Raw genomic sequence first — 16,110 nt, 5'->3', positions numbered from 1 at the left:
AGTTGGTTTCGATGAAGAGAAGCTTACAAATCGGTGGAGCATTCGTCGGTCTGATCGTTGGGGCCGGCTTTGCTTCAGGACAAGAAATCATGCAGTATTTTACTAGCTTTGGCATTTGGGGAACGGTTGGCGGAGTCCTTGCTACCCTATTCTTTATGTTTTTAGGGTATACACTTGCACAGCTGGGAACAGATTTACAGACAGCTTCTCATAAAGGGGTTATTTATTATTTAGGCGGCCGTTATATCGGATTCATTTTTGACGTACTGATTACCTTCTTCTTATTTGGTGTTGCAGTAGTCATGTTTGCAGGCGCTGGTTCAACATTTGAGCAAATGTTTGGCATAAGTCCCATGATTGGCAGCATCATTATGGTAGTTGCCACTATCCTAACCTTATTATTAAATGTACAAAATATTATCAACTTAATTGCCTTGGTGACACCGTATTTAATGGTGATCATCTTTGCCATTTTACTTTATTCCATCTTTACAATGGACATTTCTCTCGCTGAAGCAGATGCACTAGCAAAGGAACAAGCTTCAGGAGCATCCAGCTGGTTGGTAGGTGCCCTACTCTATGTTTCTTATAATATTGCAGCCGGCGCAGCATTATTGATTGTGATGGGTGGAACATTGAAAGACCGTAAAGTAGCAGGCATGGGGGGGATCTTTGGAGGAATCATGCTGGGTGCCTTAATTATTTTAATTCATATTGCCATGCTAGTGAAAATTGATGTTGTTGCCGGTATTGCCATGCCAACACTTGAACTGGCTAACCAGATTCACCCGGCTGTCGGCGTGCTAATGGCGATTGCCCTTCTTGGTATGATGTATAACACAGCGGTCGGGATGTTCTATTCCTTTACCGTTCGTTTCATTAAGCCAGAAAATAAATCGTTTAAGCCAGCAGTCGTTGTTACGGGCTTACTCGGTTTTGGTGCAAGTTTAGTAGGATTTACAACACTTGTTGGGAAAGTTTACTCCACCATGGGATACTTAGGATTTGCTTTGATTATCGCGATTGTAATTGCATGGGCGCGGAAAGATAAGAGACAAAAAGTAGCTGTTGCTGCGAAAACTATTTAAATACAAAAAATGCTTGGTTCTCTTACACTAGGAACTAAGCATTTTTTTGTATTTCTAGTCTTACATAAAGATTAAATAATGTAACAAGGTAAAATAATGTGCTTCGGTTAGAGATAAATGATTGCAGCATTGCTAATATGATGCGCGTAGGCGTTACTTTTTAGGAAACTTAAATTCTATTTAAAATGCTATAGCCAAAGAGACTGCAACATCATTAACTTTTGGGCTCTGATAAAGATTAATATTGTTTTTTATCAAAAGAAAGGTGCTTAAACCAATTGATTTCTCTTTCTATTGTTACTTATCCTTTTTTTGTCTTTCGCTAATCAGTTTGAAATAAAGGGAGTTTTCCTTATATATTTCGTTTCACTAACCTGATTAATGATAAATTTTGCTATATCTGCATTAGTAATTCTTGTACCTTCCATATCCGATAAATTTACCTTTATATTACCAGTTTCTGAACCTTCAATAACAAATGGTAAACGTACAAGTGTCCAATCCATATTACTATTTATAAGAATGCTTAGTTCTTTTTTCTTATCTATCATCATCTTAGAAAATAAGATTTCAAATATTTTTGCTCCAATTCTATTTATCAATTTCTTGTTGTCACCTTCTATATTAAGAGATGCTCCTGTAACCCCAATATATCTTCTAATTGCAAATTCATTCATTATAGATAGAACATTATTAGTTACACTGCTATATATCGGTAAATCCTTTACAGGTTGTCCCAAGGTATTTATGACAATATTACAATCTTTGAGTAGACAACGAATAGAATCTATGTTTTGAGCATCCCCTTTAATAATCTCAATTCTGTTATCAAAATATGCTAACTTATCTAGGTTCCTAATAAGCATACGAACTTGGAAGCCACTTTCTAACGCTTTTTCTGCAATGTAACGACCTACTTTGCCTGTTCCCCCAAGAATTGCAATTCTAAGAGATTTTTCCATTAATATTCCCCCATTGAAAATATAACAATGACTTTATAAGATGATATACGTTAAGATATTATATTAGTTTCAAATTTTATATGATAGACAATTACATACGTAAATTTTCAGGCCTACTCCGGTTCAATAATTTCACCAGCTAAAATCACTATCTTCAGAAAGAGTAATGAGTACCTCATAACAAATGACGATTCACCTTGTAGAAATTACCAATTACCGCTTACTCTATCATAGATAGGGTAGCGCAGCAACATGGTCGAAATATGTACAATCAAGGCAATAGACGGCACCTTCCCTTTTTTGTTTAATTAAAGGGCCAGATTATTGAATAAGGTATTGTGTAAATTTGATTGATTTGAAAACGATTGGTATTAGTTAAGGTCAGTTTAATTGAATAATGAGAGGAAAGATACATATTGGAAAAGAATATATTCATTATGTTACTATACAATTCAATTAAAAATGGAGGGGCAAAATGTGAAGGAACTAATTGAAGATATTCCGAAGAATATCAATCAATCTACGGAAACCAAGGCTAAACTGTTCGTCAGGCGTATTCACTGGTGAAATTTATGTAGGAACAGATAATAATATATTAAGCAGTTCCTTCAATTCTACCTCAGAAAAATCCATACAGGATTGGGTCTTCCTGAAAAGATATCTAGTTCAACTTCTAGCATTAGTAGGTCCATAAGCTCTTGTCATTAAATAGTGATAAGCTTTAAAGAACAACCCCGAATAATAAATCTTTTATTATTCGAGGAAATCTTTACATTTTACGGATTATTATTTAAATCATCATCGTATAAAGTAGGATCAGTGTCATACATAACACCTTGATAACATTCATCACACCCCGAAGCTTTCATAACTCCACCTCCAGGCGGACATTCTTCACACCGATCAGTCTCATGATGATGTGTTAGAGTATAATCATCCTGAGTAGGACAAAAATCTTGTGTCGTGCATTTGGTAATTCCAGGCCTTCCGTGATTACTTTTGTAAAAACAGCATAGATACGCCATAAAATTTCCCTCCTTTAATAAAGACTTTCCACCTCCATAGACTGTCTGTCCTTTCATAAAATATAAGCCTTCCTTTATAAAATGTATTTAAAATGTCTCTTTATGCGAATGAATTGATTATATCAACAAACCATTTTTGGCTTGATTTATTATATAGTATTATTTTGTTTGTAGGATTATCTACTGGAAAGGAGAATTAGCCTATCTTGTTCTTGACATTTTCTCATTAATATAAAGAATGTGATTTAGGTGTTGTTCGGTTAAAAGATTAGAGGATTTGTCAATCCAATCAGGTGTAGGAGGTGCTATTGCTGCTTTAGATTAGTCATTGTAGGTAATAGGATTTCTGAAATTATTTTAAACAAAAGAGTATCGACCAGTAATTAACCAATCGGTGCATTTCCAGAATAAGGATCTGCGGTTATTTTGCATGAAAAAGGGCCATATAGGGGTTCAGCCGCATACCCATCAAGCTAACAACATAAATTTCTAGATACGAAATGATCCTTGTTTCAACACTAGCCAGTGATGGAAAAGTTGGAATACCAAAAAAGCCTTTTAAAACAAGGTTGTTTTTCTAGGCAGCTTATCTATGGTTCACCGTCGTTTCATACACAACTCCTAGAATATCAAAGACGGTCTTCTCCTTATACCGATGACATTTACGACCGTTCTTTTTGAGCAGTTGATATAAACGATGCAGAATTTTCAAAAGTTCTTCTGTTCCAACTGCTATAGCTTGAAACAGTAACGGAAAGTAATCTTTAATAAAATAAATCGTTTAAATTGACCACTTAAATAAATCGTATTCCAATTGGATTTTCACCCCTGCAGTATTACTACTCCCTTCAGAGCCTTGATAATCAGTAGCGAAGGAATCAGGTAGCTTAAACACAGTCGCATCTAAAATCCGAATACATTCGAAAGCACAATTCATGTCTGAAGAAAGCGATTGATTTAAACAGAGTTTTTGTGTTAGGAGTGAAGTAAAGATTTCTCGGAGGAATGTGACAGCTGCAGGATTAAAGCGCTGATTTAGTCCCTCTTGGCTCATTAGTACACCCGTCGAAGCCTCTAAACGACTACATAGTTGCGTAAGTGATGTACTAGCGACTTCTTGGCTGAGCCAAACGCAAAGAGCGATGAGTTCATCTGCTTGATACTTACTAGATCACTGTACAAAACCAACTTGTTTTGCGATTTCTTGAAGGACTATTGGAGATAAAAAGCGTTGTAATTCTTGTGCGAAAAGTGTTAGTTCACTAGAGATGATAGGATTCATAAAAAAACACCATCATTTCTCGTAAACTTCTTACGAAAAGCATAGCGTTTTTTCATTTTTGAAGGAATCGTTTTAACCTAGCTTGATGGGCATGGGGTTCAGCCGAGGTACGTGTAAAAATGGGTTATAGCGTTACATTATTTACCAAACGTTGATATAATCGAATTGTTCCAAACCCACGTTTACAGTACCAGGTTAGGCACCCTATAAAAGCAATCAAAACTTATTGTTTTCCGGTTCTAAAACTCAGTATCAAAAACAACGAACCGTTACAAACTGTACTATACGTTTATAGAACTACTTAAATACGGCTTTGGAAATAAAAAGTTAGCCTATGACTTAAAATTACACGTATTTCGGTTGTACCCAAATATTGTCCGGTCCTTTATATATATATCTACTATTAATAAGATTTCCTTTTTCAAAATGTATTATGAAGTGAAAACAAATTTCTTGTTTCGCCGTCAGGGTAATTTAAAAATGTAGGTTGCTGTTTTTAAAATCCAAAACCAAGATTTGTGAAATATGGATGGAAAACACTTCTGTAAAATTAGTTTTTTCCTAAGGTAGTGAGGGAGTAGGTCTAGGGAGATATGGGAAGGTTAACGTTAAGGAATATGATGTGGAAGTTAATTTACGAACTTATGCCTTGTAGAAGGTGTAATCCCACTTTTAATTCTCAACAATAGTTCCTTTATTTTTGCTCCACGATAAAATTACCATGTGTATCTCCATGTAAAAGGTAATGTTTGTGATACAGTCAGGAAAAAGAGAACATTAATTTGTTAAAGGAGCGATATACATTTGGGAAAAATATATTGTAATCCCCCCTTTAAACCGGGTGCCCATATGGGTGTCAATTATGAAATCTGGCAAAAATGTGAACCTGGTCATCTCGCGAAAGATGTTGGATTTCAGGGCATTAAATGGGGTACTACTGGAACTTCCTCTGGAACACCTGTTTATTTCATGGAATCGGGCACAGTAGTATCTAGCAAGAACAATTGTCCCCATTGTTCTGATAGGAACAACTGCCCACAGGGGGCTAATAACGTTATAGTCAAAGGTAATGATGGGTACTACACCGAATACGCTCACGTTACACCAATCAATTTTGCTCCAGGGACAAAGGTCAAAGCAGGGCAACAGGTAGGTTGGGTGGATGATTCAGGCATTACGTCAGGAGCTCATGTTCATATTGCACGTTTCGCTCCCAACGATGATGATGCCCTTTATTTTGAAAGACCAATTTGTGACTGGAATATATATGGTGTCGATACATTAACTCTTTCTAGAGATTGTCATCGATCTCCTATACTAAGACCATAGAATCACCCTGTTGTATAAAAGATATTTTTGTATTCGATATAAGGTTATTGTTTCTTTTTCAACTTTAGGGGAGCCAATGTTGAACAACATAGGTAAAAAATGATTAATCTATTTTATAAACTAAAATCTAATGAAAAAGAATCCATATTGAACAATCTTTTTTCAAAATGGATTCTTTTTATTTATCGTAAAATAAAGGTTTGCAAGTTATTTTTGCTCAAACATTATTTCAAAGCTACAGCAATTACTTGTTATGAAAAAGTCTGTTTTATAAAAGAGGATTATTAATGGATACAGGAAAAAATGGATAGAATATTGGAACCAGTGGGAAATGAGTATTTTAGAAAATGAAACGTTGGAAAAAAACATTTGGAACTCTTGAACTAAACCAGTTTATAGAAGCTTCTTTAAAGGGCGCAACGTGACAAAACAACTTGAAAAAGATATATACCAACTAAAAATTGGGGCATTGGTCCGAAATGAATTTGATAGACTAATTAGCAATAATTTGTTATCTGCCGAAATGATTCAGCATTTGTTAGACGAGAAGTACGCCAAATTAACCTTTGATGTTAACTATCCCATTCTAAAAAAGTTAATTCGGATCAATCCCCTTTTGAATTAAGAATGGTTAATGGATGTAGTCGATACTGGAGTCGAATTTATAAAATTAATGGTGCGAGATACTTAATTTGTAATGATTGGTATGATCGAAGCAGAACAAAATTTTTAAATTGGCTTGATCGAATCTAATAAACTTTTTCGTAATCTCAAAACAAGCCTATAAAATATGTATAGGCTTATTTATATTTATTAATTTACTTTATTTATTCCAGGCTTTATTTCTTTTCTCATTTGGTTAATGCTATCCAAATAATGTGTAAACTCTGATTCTCCTGAATAAGATAGACATAAATATTCCTTTGCCCTAGTCATCCCAATATATAGCAATGAAACTTCCCTTTCCTTATTCTCTTCGAGTGGAAATGGCATGGAATCAACATTGACGATAAAAACAGCTCTGAAATCTAATCCTTTACTGCTATCAATGGTACTGATTTTAACCTTCCCATCATCTTTTGCATATGATCGTTTTGAAACGTCGTTCTCCGTGATCCAAAAGTAAGGTAATCCTTCATCTTTCAAAGAACGCTGGATTATATCAATAACAGGGATTTTATGAGTCCTTTTAACACGGTATAGAATGAGCATGTCCTCAAGGGGGACTTTTTTCTCCATATGAAGTTTCTTGATGGAGCGAGCAACAATTCTCATTTCCTCAAAAAAATTAGCTGCCTTTACTATACCAGGTTCTGGCCCTCTCCGCTTAGTGCTCTGTGGTGCAATAATGTCACCTTCTAGGTCACGATTGACTACTTTATTCTTAAACATCGAATGTTTGCGGTAAAATTCCCAAGCAAATTTTACAATCTGCTTGGTGTTCCGATAGTTAATAGAAAGAACCTTTGATCTTCCACGAAAACTTAGACCTGTATCTTCAAGATAGGAACGCTTTCGCTGATAAATAGTCTGTGCGCGGTCTTCTACTAATAAGAGAGACTGTGTATCTGCATTAATTAATAAACTAACCAGGCGGAGCCAGTCAGCTTCAAAGTCTTGCCCTTCATCAATCAAAACGGCGTCATATGTAGGTAGAATCGCTTCATTTCTTTCAAGTTTTTCTATGATATCTGGGAGCTGCTGCTCTCTTATTCTTAAATCATTCTTTAACCAGGAGTGAAAATTCCTGACAATAATATTCTCATTTTGCACAGACTTTGCATTTGGATCAAAATCGAATAAATCCTCCGGCTCATTGAGCATGTAAAGGATCATTTGTTGGATCGCATTTGAAAGAGAAATATTGTAACAGAGGATTAGAATTTTCCAATCTGGATTCTGTTTAGATAACATCTTTGCTCGACTTGCTAATATAATCGTTTTACCACTTCCCGCAACTCCCCGAATTAACCGATTCTTATCCCCTATCTGTTTAGCTAAATTCTCCTGATGAAGATCCATGGTTTTAATATCATGCAACGATAACAGAAGCTGGTCCTGATAAGGTACAGGAGGTTTGTATTCTGCACTAATCCGTACCTCCGGAAATAAGTGATAACGAATTGCATTGATGTCCTCTATGGATAGTGATTCTTTTAATCGGAATGGAACCACAAACATATTGAGAATCTTTTCCATTAATATTTCTTCTGAAAACCCATCTTTATCTGGATCAATTTCATCCCTAGTAAAACAAAGATTCGGCTCAATGACTGAGTAAAGCCCTCTTGAACAAAATCCTTAGAATACAACCTTGTAAAAACAACCCCATGTCCATATGGGGACTTTAATTGAAATTTTTATTTACCCTCTAATTGAATTAGACTTTTATCTTTCTTTAATGTATCAACAACATGAAACATATTGTCCCTTGCCTGCTTCATCGGACTTTTAATAACCGCTTGATCTCCTGAAGTAGTAACAATATGCCATTCATCATGATTAATTTGAAAAAGGGTATTCTTCGTATAATCCTTAACTTCTAATACGACTATTCCAAGGTCAGGCCCAATAATGACAAAATCAGGTCTTCTTCCTTGTATATCAGGTTCAAAATAAACTATGTAATCGTCTGGTAAAAAGGTCTTAAGCGTTCGAAAAAACAGCCTCTCTCCTGTTGTCGCAGATGATCGAATTGTCTCAGGAATCGTAATAGCCATAACAACCGCTCCAAAAATTGCAATTTTCTCCATTATACTACAATTAGGCCATTTCACCCATAATATTACAAAATACTTCTATTTACTTAAGAAATAATCGATATTCTTTGACTATCTTCTACCAAAAATAACAAAAGTCTCCCAAAAGTATTGTGTTCTACATTATATTACTTTATTAATAGTATTATAGGAAAATAAGACCAGATAAAAATAGTTACGACTCGCAGAAAATGGAGTGAATGAATTGTTAAAAGGTATAATAGAGAAGTTTTTTAAATCAAATCAACATACTAGTACTCCTCAAAATCAATCAATAAGTAAAGCGGACGTGGAGGCATTAGTCGAATCAAAGTTAAAGGAACATGCTGCTGCATTAGAAACTACACTCGCTGAAAAGGGAAATCAAGTTTCCAACCAGGATGAAGATTATACGTTATCAGCAAAGCAGATCGAATATGCGCTTTCGTTGATTGAAAAAGTAAAAGAGGAATTTGAACTGGCAATTGATCCATCCAAACTAACCACTAAAGATTTAAATAGATTAATTGCCTATAATCGTTATAAGAATAAGGGTACTCTTATTAATCTTGTGAAAAAGGGTGTTCTTAAAAGGATATAAATCAAATAAAAAATCCTCGACTCCTATTTAGGGCTCGAGGATTTTTAATAAATTGCCAGAATTAGTGCAGTACCGTACCTAAGCTACTTCTCCTTCTATTGTTCAAAGGGTTCTAGTGCTTGATCGATTGTTACTACATTCTCCGTAGAGAAGTCGAAATCATCTTTTTGAATCCATCATCAATCCTTTTATTCTACAAAAACGCCCCAACCGTCTGAATAACCACTATGTGGTTTACTTAAGTTATTTAATTCATTCTGTATTTTAATTAATTCATTATAATATAATAAAATTCTTTTAGAGCAACAACATGCCCACTCTTCAGTTTCATCGTCTAGTTCTAAGAACAATTGAATCCTTCTGCTTTTAGTACTTTTGATAATTTTTCACCTGTTGCTTTATCAGGTACAGCAACAAAAAAGTCTACTGATTGTTGTTTTTTAAAATCTAATCCTTCTTTATATAAACTATGTAAAGCATCCCCATCAGCATCATTTGGAAATTTCATTTGTTTTTCCTCCATATTCTAGTACTTTCATTGTTTACATTATAATTCACTTATATTTATTCCACTAATCATAAATTTTTTATTGTACAAAAAGGTATAAATTCTATGGTTACCCCATTATTAACAAAAAAATAGCCACGCTAAAATCGGATGGTACCTAGGTGGCTATTGGTGATAATGAATATGGCCAATGAGGTAAACGGGTGGTGCGGCATCCAACTGTAATACGGGATGATTATCACTTTTTCCACTTTCGGAAATAGATATCTGCCTTAGTATTTTCTTATGATATAGCTGCTAGCTTTTTTTATAAACGTTACCTGAGATCCAGGTTTTACTTCTGTAGTTTTCCAGCCAGCGGTTAACCAGGATTGAGCATGTGTGTGGCTTCCTTCAAATTCATTCGCCTACCAAGCCGGAAATTTATAGGCAGAAGCAGGTAATTTAAACTCAAGTATTTCTTCAATTTCATTCATGGATAATGTAAGCCTTGAAACGTCTTTCTCCTTTCTAGTAAGATTTTGATATAATCTTTCATATTTACCTGAATACATAATTGCACTCCATTCTATTTTTCTTCAAGAAATGTCGTTTTATCCGACTTCATCTATTCACTTGCTGCTCTTTGTAAAATCTCAGTTGCTCTCCAATTCCTTTTCCTTCAAGCGGAACATGACATATTATCCCCTTTTCTCCCATTAGTGGGATAAGGTATTCTCGATATTTCTTACCGGCATAAAAATCGATTTGATGTGGATTTATTTTTATCAATTGTTCATATACCACGTTTGCCCATTCTTTTCGTTCTTTAGAATTCATATCATTTAAGGTTAAATCATAGGGTTCAATTATTGTATTTTTGGTTAGTTTTCAGTAGATATCCATAAATTAAAAAAAAGTACTCATTTGAGTACTTTTCGATAGAATTTATTTTAATGTTTGAGCAGTTTTATTGTGTTATATAATATCTAAATTTAGTACTTTTGCCGCTTCGATTGCTTCGTTAAGAAGCAGATCCCTTGTAGGTGATTCCTTTACATTATCACCAAGTAAATCCCTGGCAGCATTTTGTTTTGACTGTAATGTTTGATATTGTTTTATCTCTATTGTCTCATCGGCTAGTAAAATGATATACTCTACATCCCTGTCTTGGCCTCTCCGATGGGTTCTATCCAGACTCTGTAAATAATGCGCAGCTTGATCCGAAAACGATTCATATATAGTAAATCTGGCTCGATGAAGTGTTAGTCCAGCCCCTGCTGCTGCCGCATTCCCTATAAACAAGCTTACCGAAGGATCATCCTGAAACATATTTACTGCTTGTTGTCTCTCCTCAACAGAAGAAACAGTACCATCGTAACGAACAAGATGATATTTTTTATATCTTTTTACTAATGCATCAAGGGAAGTTCTGTAATATGACCATAAAACAACCTTTTCTCCCTTTACTCGTATTAAATCATCAAGTATATCGTCTAATACTAGTAATTTAGCTGGTGTTTCTTGGTAATCTGATACCACAGAAGTAGGGTTAGAACATATCTGTAATAATGCACTCCTTTGTGCTAGAAAATGTCCAAGCTGTTTCTTAAATGACTCATCATTAGTCGAACTGAGATCTTTAACATAACCTTGCAACACTTTTAGATATATTTCCCTTTGCTTCTCAGCTAATGGTACGTATACAGTATGAAATCTTTTCTCAGGTAAGTCTGGGAGTACATCTTGCTTTAAATGGCGAACATAGAGCCCACGTTCATTTATTGCTCTTCGAACAATCGGGAGTGCCTCTGCACGATCATCCGGTAGTTTAACATTTTCAAATGTTACACCCATATCAACTAAATTAAACTGTTCAACTAAATCTACAGGAGAATTCGGGGCGGGCGTGCCACAAAGGACAAAAGCACGACCAGACCATTCACGAAGTCTTCGAAGAGATTGTGTTCTTTTTGAATCGCGATTCTTAATAAAATAAGATTCGTCTACAACGAGAACAGCTCTTCCTCGATAGCGACGTAGGAGAGTAGTCAGCTCTGCTTCCATATTAACTGTAGTTTCATAATTTGTAATGAAAATATCAGCACCGGAAGAAAGGGCTGCACGTTTTTGGGCTGACGTTCCATTAATTGTTGTAACTTTATATAGATCCCCTTTAAAACGTTTAATATCCTTTGGCCATTCTCCCACCATACTTTTTGGAGCAATGATAAGAGCAATGTCAATTTGATCCCTTTCCACTAGAACATCATATGCGAATATGGTTGTAACTGTTTTTCCAGCCCCTTGCTCGTCAAATACACAAAGGCCAAATCCATTTGATACCGTCATGGCAGCAACATTAACCACTTGATGACTGTCTAGAGATGAAATATCAATACCATTTAACATACCCTCAGCTAAAGATTTACCTTTTTCTATCAAATCGTCTACGGTTTTCTTTACCTCAGCATAAACGCTCCGAATTTCGGCTCGTTTTTCAACAAATTGCTTTGCCCCCAACGACCATTGTAAATTAATGCCTGGCGGGTTTTCCATTAATAAAAGTGCATCTTGAGAGTTTAAAGATATACCTCCATTGGACATGAAAAAGGTAACCTTAGGAAAAGCAGTACGTAATGCTGAACGTAATGAATACCTATCAGATTTTTCCCTTGGTATAATAACAACGTTATTTATTCCTTCAGAAACATGAACATCCGCGGATAATATGTTGGATTTTGAATTGCTATACTGCAAGTTCATCATCCTCTTCATCCATAAAGATCTGTTCCTTTCTTCCTTCTATATCCTGGATAATTACATTTACATGTTGGAGAGCTTCTTTTAAATTATTTAATGATTCTCTTTTAATTGTTCCATCAGTGAATGCACCAATAGGTAACTGTAATAAAAAATCAGTAAAATTCTTTATTCTTTCATTTGCACCAACTGTACGTGCTTCTTTTCCAGCCACCTGAACAACAGAACATGCTGAAACAACTTTGTCTTGCGCTTCTTCAACATCCCCCTCCGCACGAGCTTCCCTCAACAATTTACGCGCATCCTCATTATTTGCAATTTTAGGTAAATCCCTAATTTGCTTCCAATTAGTAAATTTGTCCTGAAACAGTAAATCGTAAACCAAATTGCGGAACACTTCATCCTGATCTAGAGTGGATCTAACCGAACCTTTTGTTAATTCATCAAAGTATTGGAAGTACTCAGAGGACTTGTGTTTAACCTCATATTCATCTCTTTCACGGTCTTCTATATGAAAAATTTCAAACTCTTCTGCCTCTTCAAACATTCGAATATATCGAGAAACGTATCTTGCATCTGGTCCTAAAGCATATTGAAGAGAAAGTTCTCGTTTTATTTCATTTTGACGTCTGGAACCAGCATATGGTTCTAACGCTAACATAGCCTGCCAATCCTCATAAATTTTACTGGCTTTAACATACTCCGGCCAATCTATCTTATGATCCTTTTCAAAATTCATTGAAACCACAACCCGGCGTCTATCGTCATCAGTTGCATGAGGAGTCAATTGCCATACATAAATATATTCTACCCTTGATTTTTGTTCGGAGGTAAATTCCTTACTATTAAGAATATAATAACATGATGTAACACGGCGATTTCCATCCAAAAGTGTTCCATCAAGGTCAATGATAGGCGGCCGACGAACACCATTGTTTGCGATACTCCTAGCCAGATCCATTATTTTAAATTCGTCTTTCTCTGTAACACCTGGCAATGGCATTTTGCTTAACATAATGTCAAGCAGCTCCTGGTCATCGGGTTCACGCCCGTTCAAATTTTTAAACTGGTGAATATGGATATCTAGTCGATCATTATTTTCCCAAAGCTTTATATCCCTTGTTCTTACAAACCCTCCAAACATTGGTACTTCCTTTTCATGAAACCAGGGGCTCGGAAAAACTGGCTGCACGTGTATTCCGTTCCTTTCTTGAAGTGTAATCATTTTTTCATCTGCGTTGTTTGTCATATTTATCCTCCCAAATGTTAAATTTTGACGAATACTAATCATTTCTTTTACAATTTCATTAATATCACCACAAAGACTATCGGAACCAGATTTATCTCCCCTTACTAAAGTGCCTTTTCTTAAAGACTCGATTGTTGATGTTAGAAGCCTAATTGTTTCCGCATTGCTTAGAGGTTCTTCTTGTCCTGATTTAATTAATTCAACTATTTCCTTTTCATCAATATCTGACGTTATTGTTCGTGCTAATTCTATAAGTTCCACAATTCTGGACCATTTCCCCGGTATTATGGCCATTTAGACAACCTCCTCTTCGTCATTTATATCAGTAATTGATTTAGCCTCATTTAAAATTTGATTAGCCAAATCGTCCTCCAAAGCAATTCTTTTTAGTCTATCAAAACCCCTGGTTAAACTTGTTCGAACAGTACCGGATGAAAGCCCTAATGCTTTTGCAATTTCTGCTGGCTTAACATCATACCTCTGAGCCTCGATACAATCAAAAACATATGCCATCACATTTTGCACATTCTCTTGACCAAGTTTTTTTAAAAGTCTCCTGGCCTCAATTAGGGCCCTTTTCAAGCAGTATTCTCGATCTAGCTCAATCGGAGAATCATCAAAAGGATCAACAAAATTATCAGATAACTTCATTTCCTTAATAAGTGTGGTAGTCATTTGTTTTTGCTCTTGTATGAAAGCTACAGCTTTATAGTCAGCCACTTTATAAAGATATCCACCTGGGTTGGAAATAACTCCTCCATTGGAAATCTTTTCATATAATATATCGACAGCTGAACCTATAACTATGCTATCAAGTACTTCCGGAGGGATTTGTCGCCATTTATTCCTCATTTGATTTTCAAGGCCTTCCAGAAAACCACTCTGGTAGAGAATTCCAACCATTTCTTTCGGGTTTTTGGAAACGGCAGCTTTACGAACATTAGTCCAAAGATCATCCACTAATCTCACCTCCAATTTTCGTTTTCCCTTATTCATGACCGTTAGAGCAACGTTGTAATTTTTTTTCTTTTCTTTTAAGAAGGCTCCGTTACACCTTCCTAGATTTTTCCTCTCTATTTTGAAAGTAGCAACCGTTACACCTTCCTGGATTTTCTCTTCTACTGTGATTGCTGCTCCTGATTCACAGCCCTAATTTTTCCATTTATCTTTATAGTAGCCGCCGTTACACCTTCCTGGATTTTCCCCCCCTATTTTGAAAGTAGCAACCGTTACACCTTCCTGGATTTTCTCTTCTACTGTGATTGCTGCTCCTGGTTCACAGCCCTGATTTTTCCATTTATTTTTATAATAGCCGCCGTTACACCCTCCTAGATATTTCCTCTCTATTCTGAAAGTAGCAACCGTTACACCTTCCTGGATTTCCCCTCTACTGTTATTGCAGCTCCCGGTTCACAGCCTGGATTTTCTCCTTTATTTTTATAGTAGCCGCCGTTACACCCCGGATAATCAAAGAAATGATAATTCTTTTTTTAATCTTTGTTGTTTTGAACAAAAAGACGGAGAGTATGGTACTATTTAACTAAGCAAATTCTGTATTTGAATGGGACAATTGAAGAAATTTGGAGTTAATAATTAATTAAGAAGGTGCAAAAATGACACGGATTTATTTTGAAGTCGGAAATACTTATTCAAGAAAAGATGTGTACCGCATAGTAAATGTTCCTAAAGAACGTCAGGGCGGAAACTGGGATACAGGTTACAATCGTTATAATAATGATTTATATATATTTGCAAATATAAATACTACCGGAAGAACTGGTCATGACTATAAAAATAGATTCATTGGTAATAACTTAGAATGGTATGCAAAAAACGGTTCAAAGTTAACCCATAATTCCATACAACAAATGATTAATCCTGAAGGTAAAAATTTTATATTTGTAAGGGAAAATAGTAATGACCCGAACTTTATTTATGTTGGTAATGGTCAAGTATTCAAGGCGTACGATGAAACACCGGTAAGGATTCTTTGGAAATTTTTTGACTCAAATGAGAATCATTCAGAAATACTGGCGGAAGAAATTCCAGAGGATATTCCTCTTTTTGAAGGCGGTACAAAGCAAATAATCGTTAATGCATATGAACGTAATCCAGTTGCAAGGAAAAAGTGTTTAGACCATTATGGATTTAATTGCAGTGTCTGTAAATTTAACTTTGAGGAGAGGTATGGGGACATAGGGAAAAACTTTATACACGTTCATCATTTACAAGAAATTAGCAAAATTGGCAAAGAATATGTAATTAACCCTATTAAAGACTTGCGTCCCGTATGCCCAAATTGTCATGCAATGCTACATAAAAGACAACCAGCATACTCAATTGAACAATTAAAAGAAATAATATATGAAAAAAATGCTAAATTAATATATTAATATGAAACATCTACTTGGGCATTAATATAAGTCAAATTTACAAAGGGGTCTTCACACTAAAGCTCACACAACATGGGTTTGGATTTAACGGTGCAACTAATCGCTGCCTACATTGTAAACCGCTTGAATGTCAAAGGCTCCCTTTTAACTAAATAATTTGCTCATAAAGTTGTGGTAAAGCATTCATTCGTAC

At 35.4% G+C, this 16,110-nt stretch carries 13 protein-coding genes and 3 pseudogenes; 5 read left to right on the top strand and 11 right to left on the bottom strand.

Features of this window, described 5'->3' with window-relative positions:
• Positions 1-11: 11 nt before the first annotated feature.
• The gene (locus QNH29_RS14875; RefSeq protein WP_283860183.1) at positions 12-1,088 is read left to right on the top strand and encodes a YkvI family membrane protein; all 1,077 of its coding nucleotides are present in this window, start codon (positions 12-14) and stop codon (positions 1,086-1,088) included.
• 326 nt (positions 1,089-1,414) lie between these two features.
• On the opposite strand, the gene QNH29_RS14870 is transcribed toward QNH29_RS14875, so the two are convergent.
• From QNH29_RS14870 to QNH29_RS14860, 3 genes and pseudogenes are all read right to left on the bottom strand, one after another.
• Positions 1,415-2,050 (bottom strand): NAD(P)H-binding protein, encoded by a 636-nt coding sequence (locus QNH29_RS14870; protein WP_283860182.1) that lies wholly within the window; start codon positions 2,048-2,050, stop codon positions 1,415-1,417.
• Positions 2,051-2,826: 776 nt separating this feature from the next.
• Positions 2,827-3,075: a hypothetical protein gene (locus QNH29_RS14865; RefSeq protein ID WP_283860181.1), complete on the bottom strand. Its 249-nt coding sequence runs from the start codon at positions 3,073-3,075 to the stop codon at positions 2,827-2,829.
• Between the two features lie 783 nt (positions 3,076-3,858).
• A pseudogene (locus QNH29_RS14860) lies at positions 3,859-4,357 on the bottom strand (transposase); the annotation flags it as partial.
• Between the two features lie 804 nt (positions 4,358-5,161).
• Here QNH29_RS14860 and QNH29_RS14855 point away from each other — a divergent pair.
• Both QNH29_RS14855 and QNH29_RS14850 read left to right on the top strand, forming a co-directional pair.
• Positions 5,162-5,686: a M23 family metallopeptidase gene (locus tag QNH29_RS14855; protein WP_283860180.1), complete on the top strand. Its 525-nt coding sequence runs from the start codon at positions 5,162-5,164 to the stop codon at positions 5,684-5,686.
• A gap of 421 nt (positions 5,687-6,107) precedes the next feature.
• A complete protein-coding gene (locus QNH29_RS14850) occupies positions 6,108-6,311 on the top strand; it encodes a hypothetical protein (RefSeq protein WP_283860179.1) in 204 nt (67 codons plus the stop codon).
• A gap of 188 nt (positions 6,312-6,499) precedes the next feature.
• Here QNH29_RS14850 and QNH29_RS14845 read toward each other — a convergent pair.
• Positions 6,500-8,406 (bottom strand): annotated as a pseudogene (locus QNH29_RS14845) (3'-5' exonuclease).
• Between the two features lie 235 nt (positions 8,407-8,641).
• On the opposite strand from QNH29_RS14845, the gene QNH29_RS14840 reads away from it, so the two are divergent.
• Positions 8,642-9,025 carry an ABC transporter ATP-binding protein gene (locus QNH29_RS14840; RefSeq protein ID WP_283860178.1) on the top strand — a complete coding sequence of 128 codons (384 nt, stop codon included), beginning with the start codon at positions 8,642-8,644 and terminating at the stop codon, positions 9,023-9,025.
• Between the two features lie 188 nt (positions 9,026-9,213).
• On the opposite strand, the gene QNH29_RS30445 is transcribed toward QNH29_RS14840, so the two are convergent.
• The 7 genes and pseudogenes from QNH29_RS30445 to QNH29_RS14805 all read right to left on the bottom strand — a co-directional run bounded on the left by QNH29_RS30445 (position 9,214) and on the right by QNH29_RS14805 (position 14,520).
• Entirely contained in the window at positions 9,214-9,375 is a 162-nt protein-coding gene (locus tag QNH29_RS30445) for a ribonuclease E inhibitor RraB (protein WP_283860177.1), read from the bottom strand.
• Complete coding sequence (locus tag QNH29_RS30440; protein ID WP_283860176.1) at positions 9,366-9,533, bottom strand: ribonuclease E inhibitor RraB; 168 nt, start codon at positions 9,531-9,533, stop codon at positions 9,366-9,368. Before QNH29_RS30440 ends, QNH29_RS30445 begins: the two co-directional genes overlap by 10 nt.
• A gap of 407 nt (positions 9,534-9,940) precedes the next feature.
• Positions 9,941-10,087, bottom strand: coding sequence for a hypothetical protein (locus QNH29_RS14825; RefSeq protein WP_283860175.1), 147 nt, complete (start codon positions 10,085-10,087; stop codon positions 9,941-9,943).
• 49 nt (positions 10,088-10,136) lie between these two features.
• Positions 10,137-10,388, bottom strand: a pseudogene (locus tag QNH29_RS14820) (DUF6884 domain-containing protein); the annotation flags it as partial.
• 102 nt (positions 10,389-10,490) lie between these two features.
• A complete protein-coding gene (locus QNH29_RS14815) occupies positions 10,491-12,290 on the bottom strand; it encodes a DEAD/DEAH box helicase (RefSeq protein ID WP_283860173.1) in 1,800 nt (599 codons plus the stop codon).
• Positions 12,262-13,818 carry a ParB N-terminal domain-containing protein gene (locus QNH29_RS14810; protein ID WP_283860172.1) on the bottom strand — a complete coding sequence of 519 codons (1,557 nt, stop codon included), beginning with the start codon at positions 13,816-13,818 and terminating at the stop codon, positions 12,262-12,264. The genes QNH29_RS14815 and QNH29_RS14810 overlap by 29 nt, the downstream gene beginning before the upstream one ends.
• Positions 13,819-14,520: an RNA polymerase sigma factor gene (locus QNH29_RS14805; RefSeq protein ID WP_283860171.1), complete on the bottom strand. Its 702-nt coding sequence runs from the start codon at positions 14,518-14,520 to the stop codon at positions 13,819-13,821.
• A gap of 617 nt (positions 14,521-15,137) precedes the next feature.
• Here QNH29_RS14805 and QNH29_RS14800 point away from each other — a divergent pair.
• Positions 15,138-15,917, top strand: coding sequence for a DUF3427 domain-containing protein (locus QNH29_RS14800; RefSeq protein ID WP_283860170.1), 780 nt, complete (start codon positions 15,138-15,140; stop codon positions 15,915-15,917).
• The last annotated feature ends 193 nt before the right edge of the window (positions 15,918-16,110 follow it).

Origin of the sequence: Neobacillus sp. DY30 (assembly GCF_030123065.1) — a bacterium.
In the GTDB taxonomy this organism is placed as follows: Bacteria; Bacillota; Bacilli; order Bacillales; family Cytobacillaceae; genus Neobacillus.
This window is presented reverse-complemented; position numbering and strand designations above follow the sequence as displayed.

Coding starts and splice junctions, on each gene's coding strand:
- QNH29_RS14875 (WP_283860183.1), top strand. CDS start 12: ATGAAGAGAAGCTTACAAATCGGTGGAGCATTCGTCGGTCTGATCGTT.
- QNH29_RS14815 (WP_283860173.1), bottom strand. CDS start 12,290: ATGAAGAGGATGATGAACTTGCAGTATAGCAATTCAAAATCCAACATA.
- QNH29_RS30440 (WP_283860176.1), bottom strand. CDS start 9,533: ATGAAATTTCCAAATGATGCTGATGGGGATGCTTTACATAGTTTATAT.
- QNH29_RS14810 (WP_283860172.1), bottom strand. CDS start 13,818: ATGGCCATAATACCGGGGAAATGGTCCAGAATTGTGGAACTTATAGAA.
- QNH29_RS14800 (WP_283860170.1), top strand. CDS start 15,138: ATGACACGGATTTATTTTGAAGTCGGAAATACTTATTCAAGAAAAGAT.
- QNH29_RS14805 (WP_283860171.1), bottom strand. CDS start 14,520: ATGAATAAGGGAAAACGAAAATTGGAGGTGAGATTAGTGGATGATCTT.
- QNH29_RS14870 (WP_283860182.1), bottom strand. CDS start 2,050: ATGGAAAAATCTCTTAGAATTGCAATTCTTGGGGGAACAGGCAAAGTA.
- QNH29_RS14825 (WP_283860175.1), bottom strand. CDS start 10,087: ATGTATTCAGGTAAATATGAAAGATTATATCAAAATCTTACTAGAAAG.
- QNH29_RS14865 (WP_283860181.1), bottom strand. CDS start 3,075: ATGGCGTATCTATGCTGTTTTTACAAAAGTAATCACGGAAGGCCTGGA.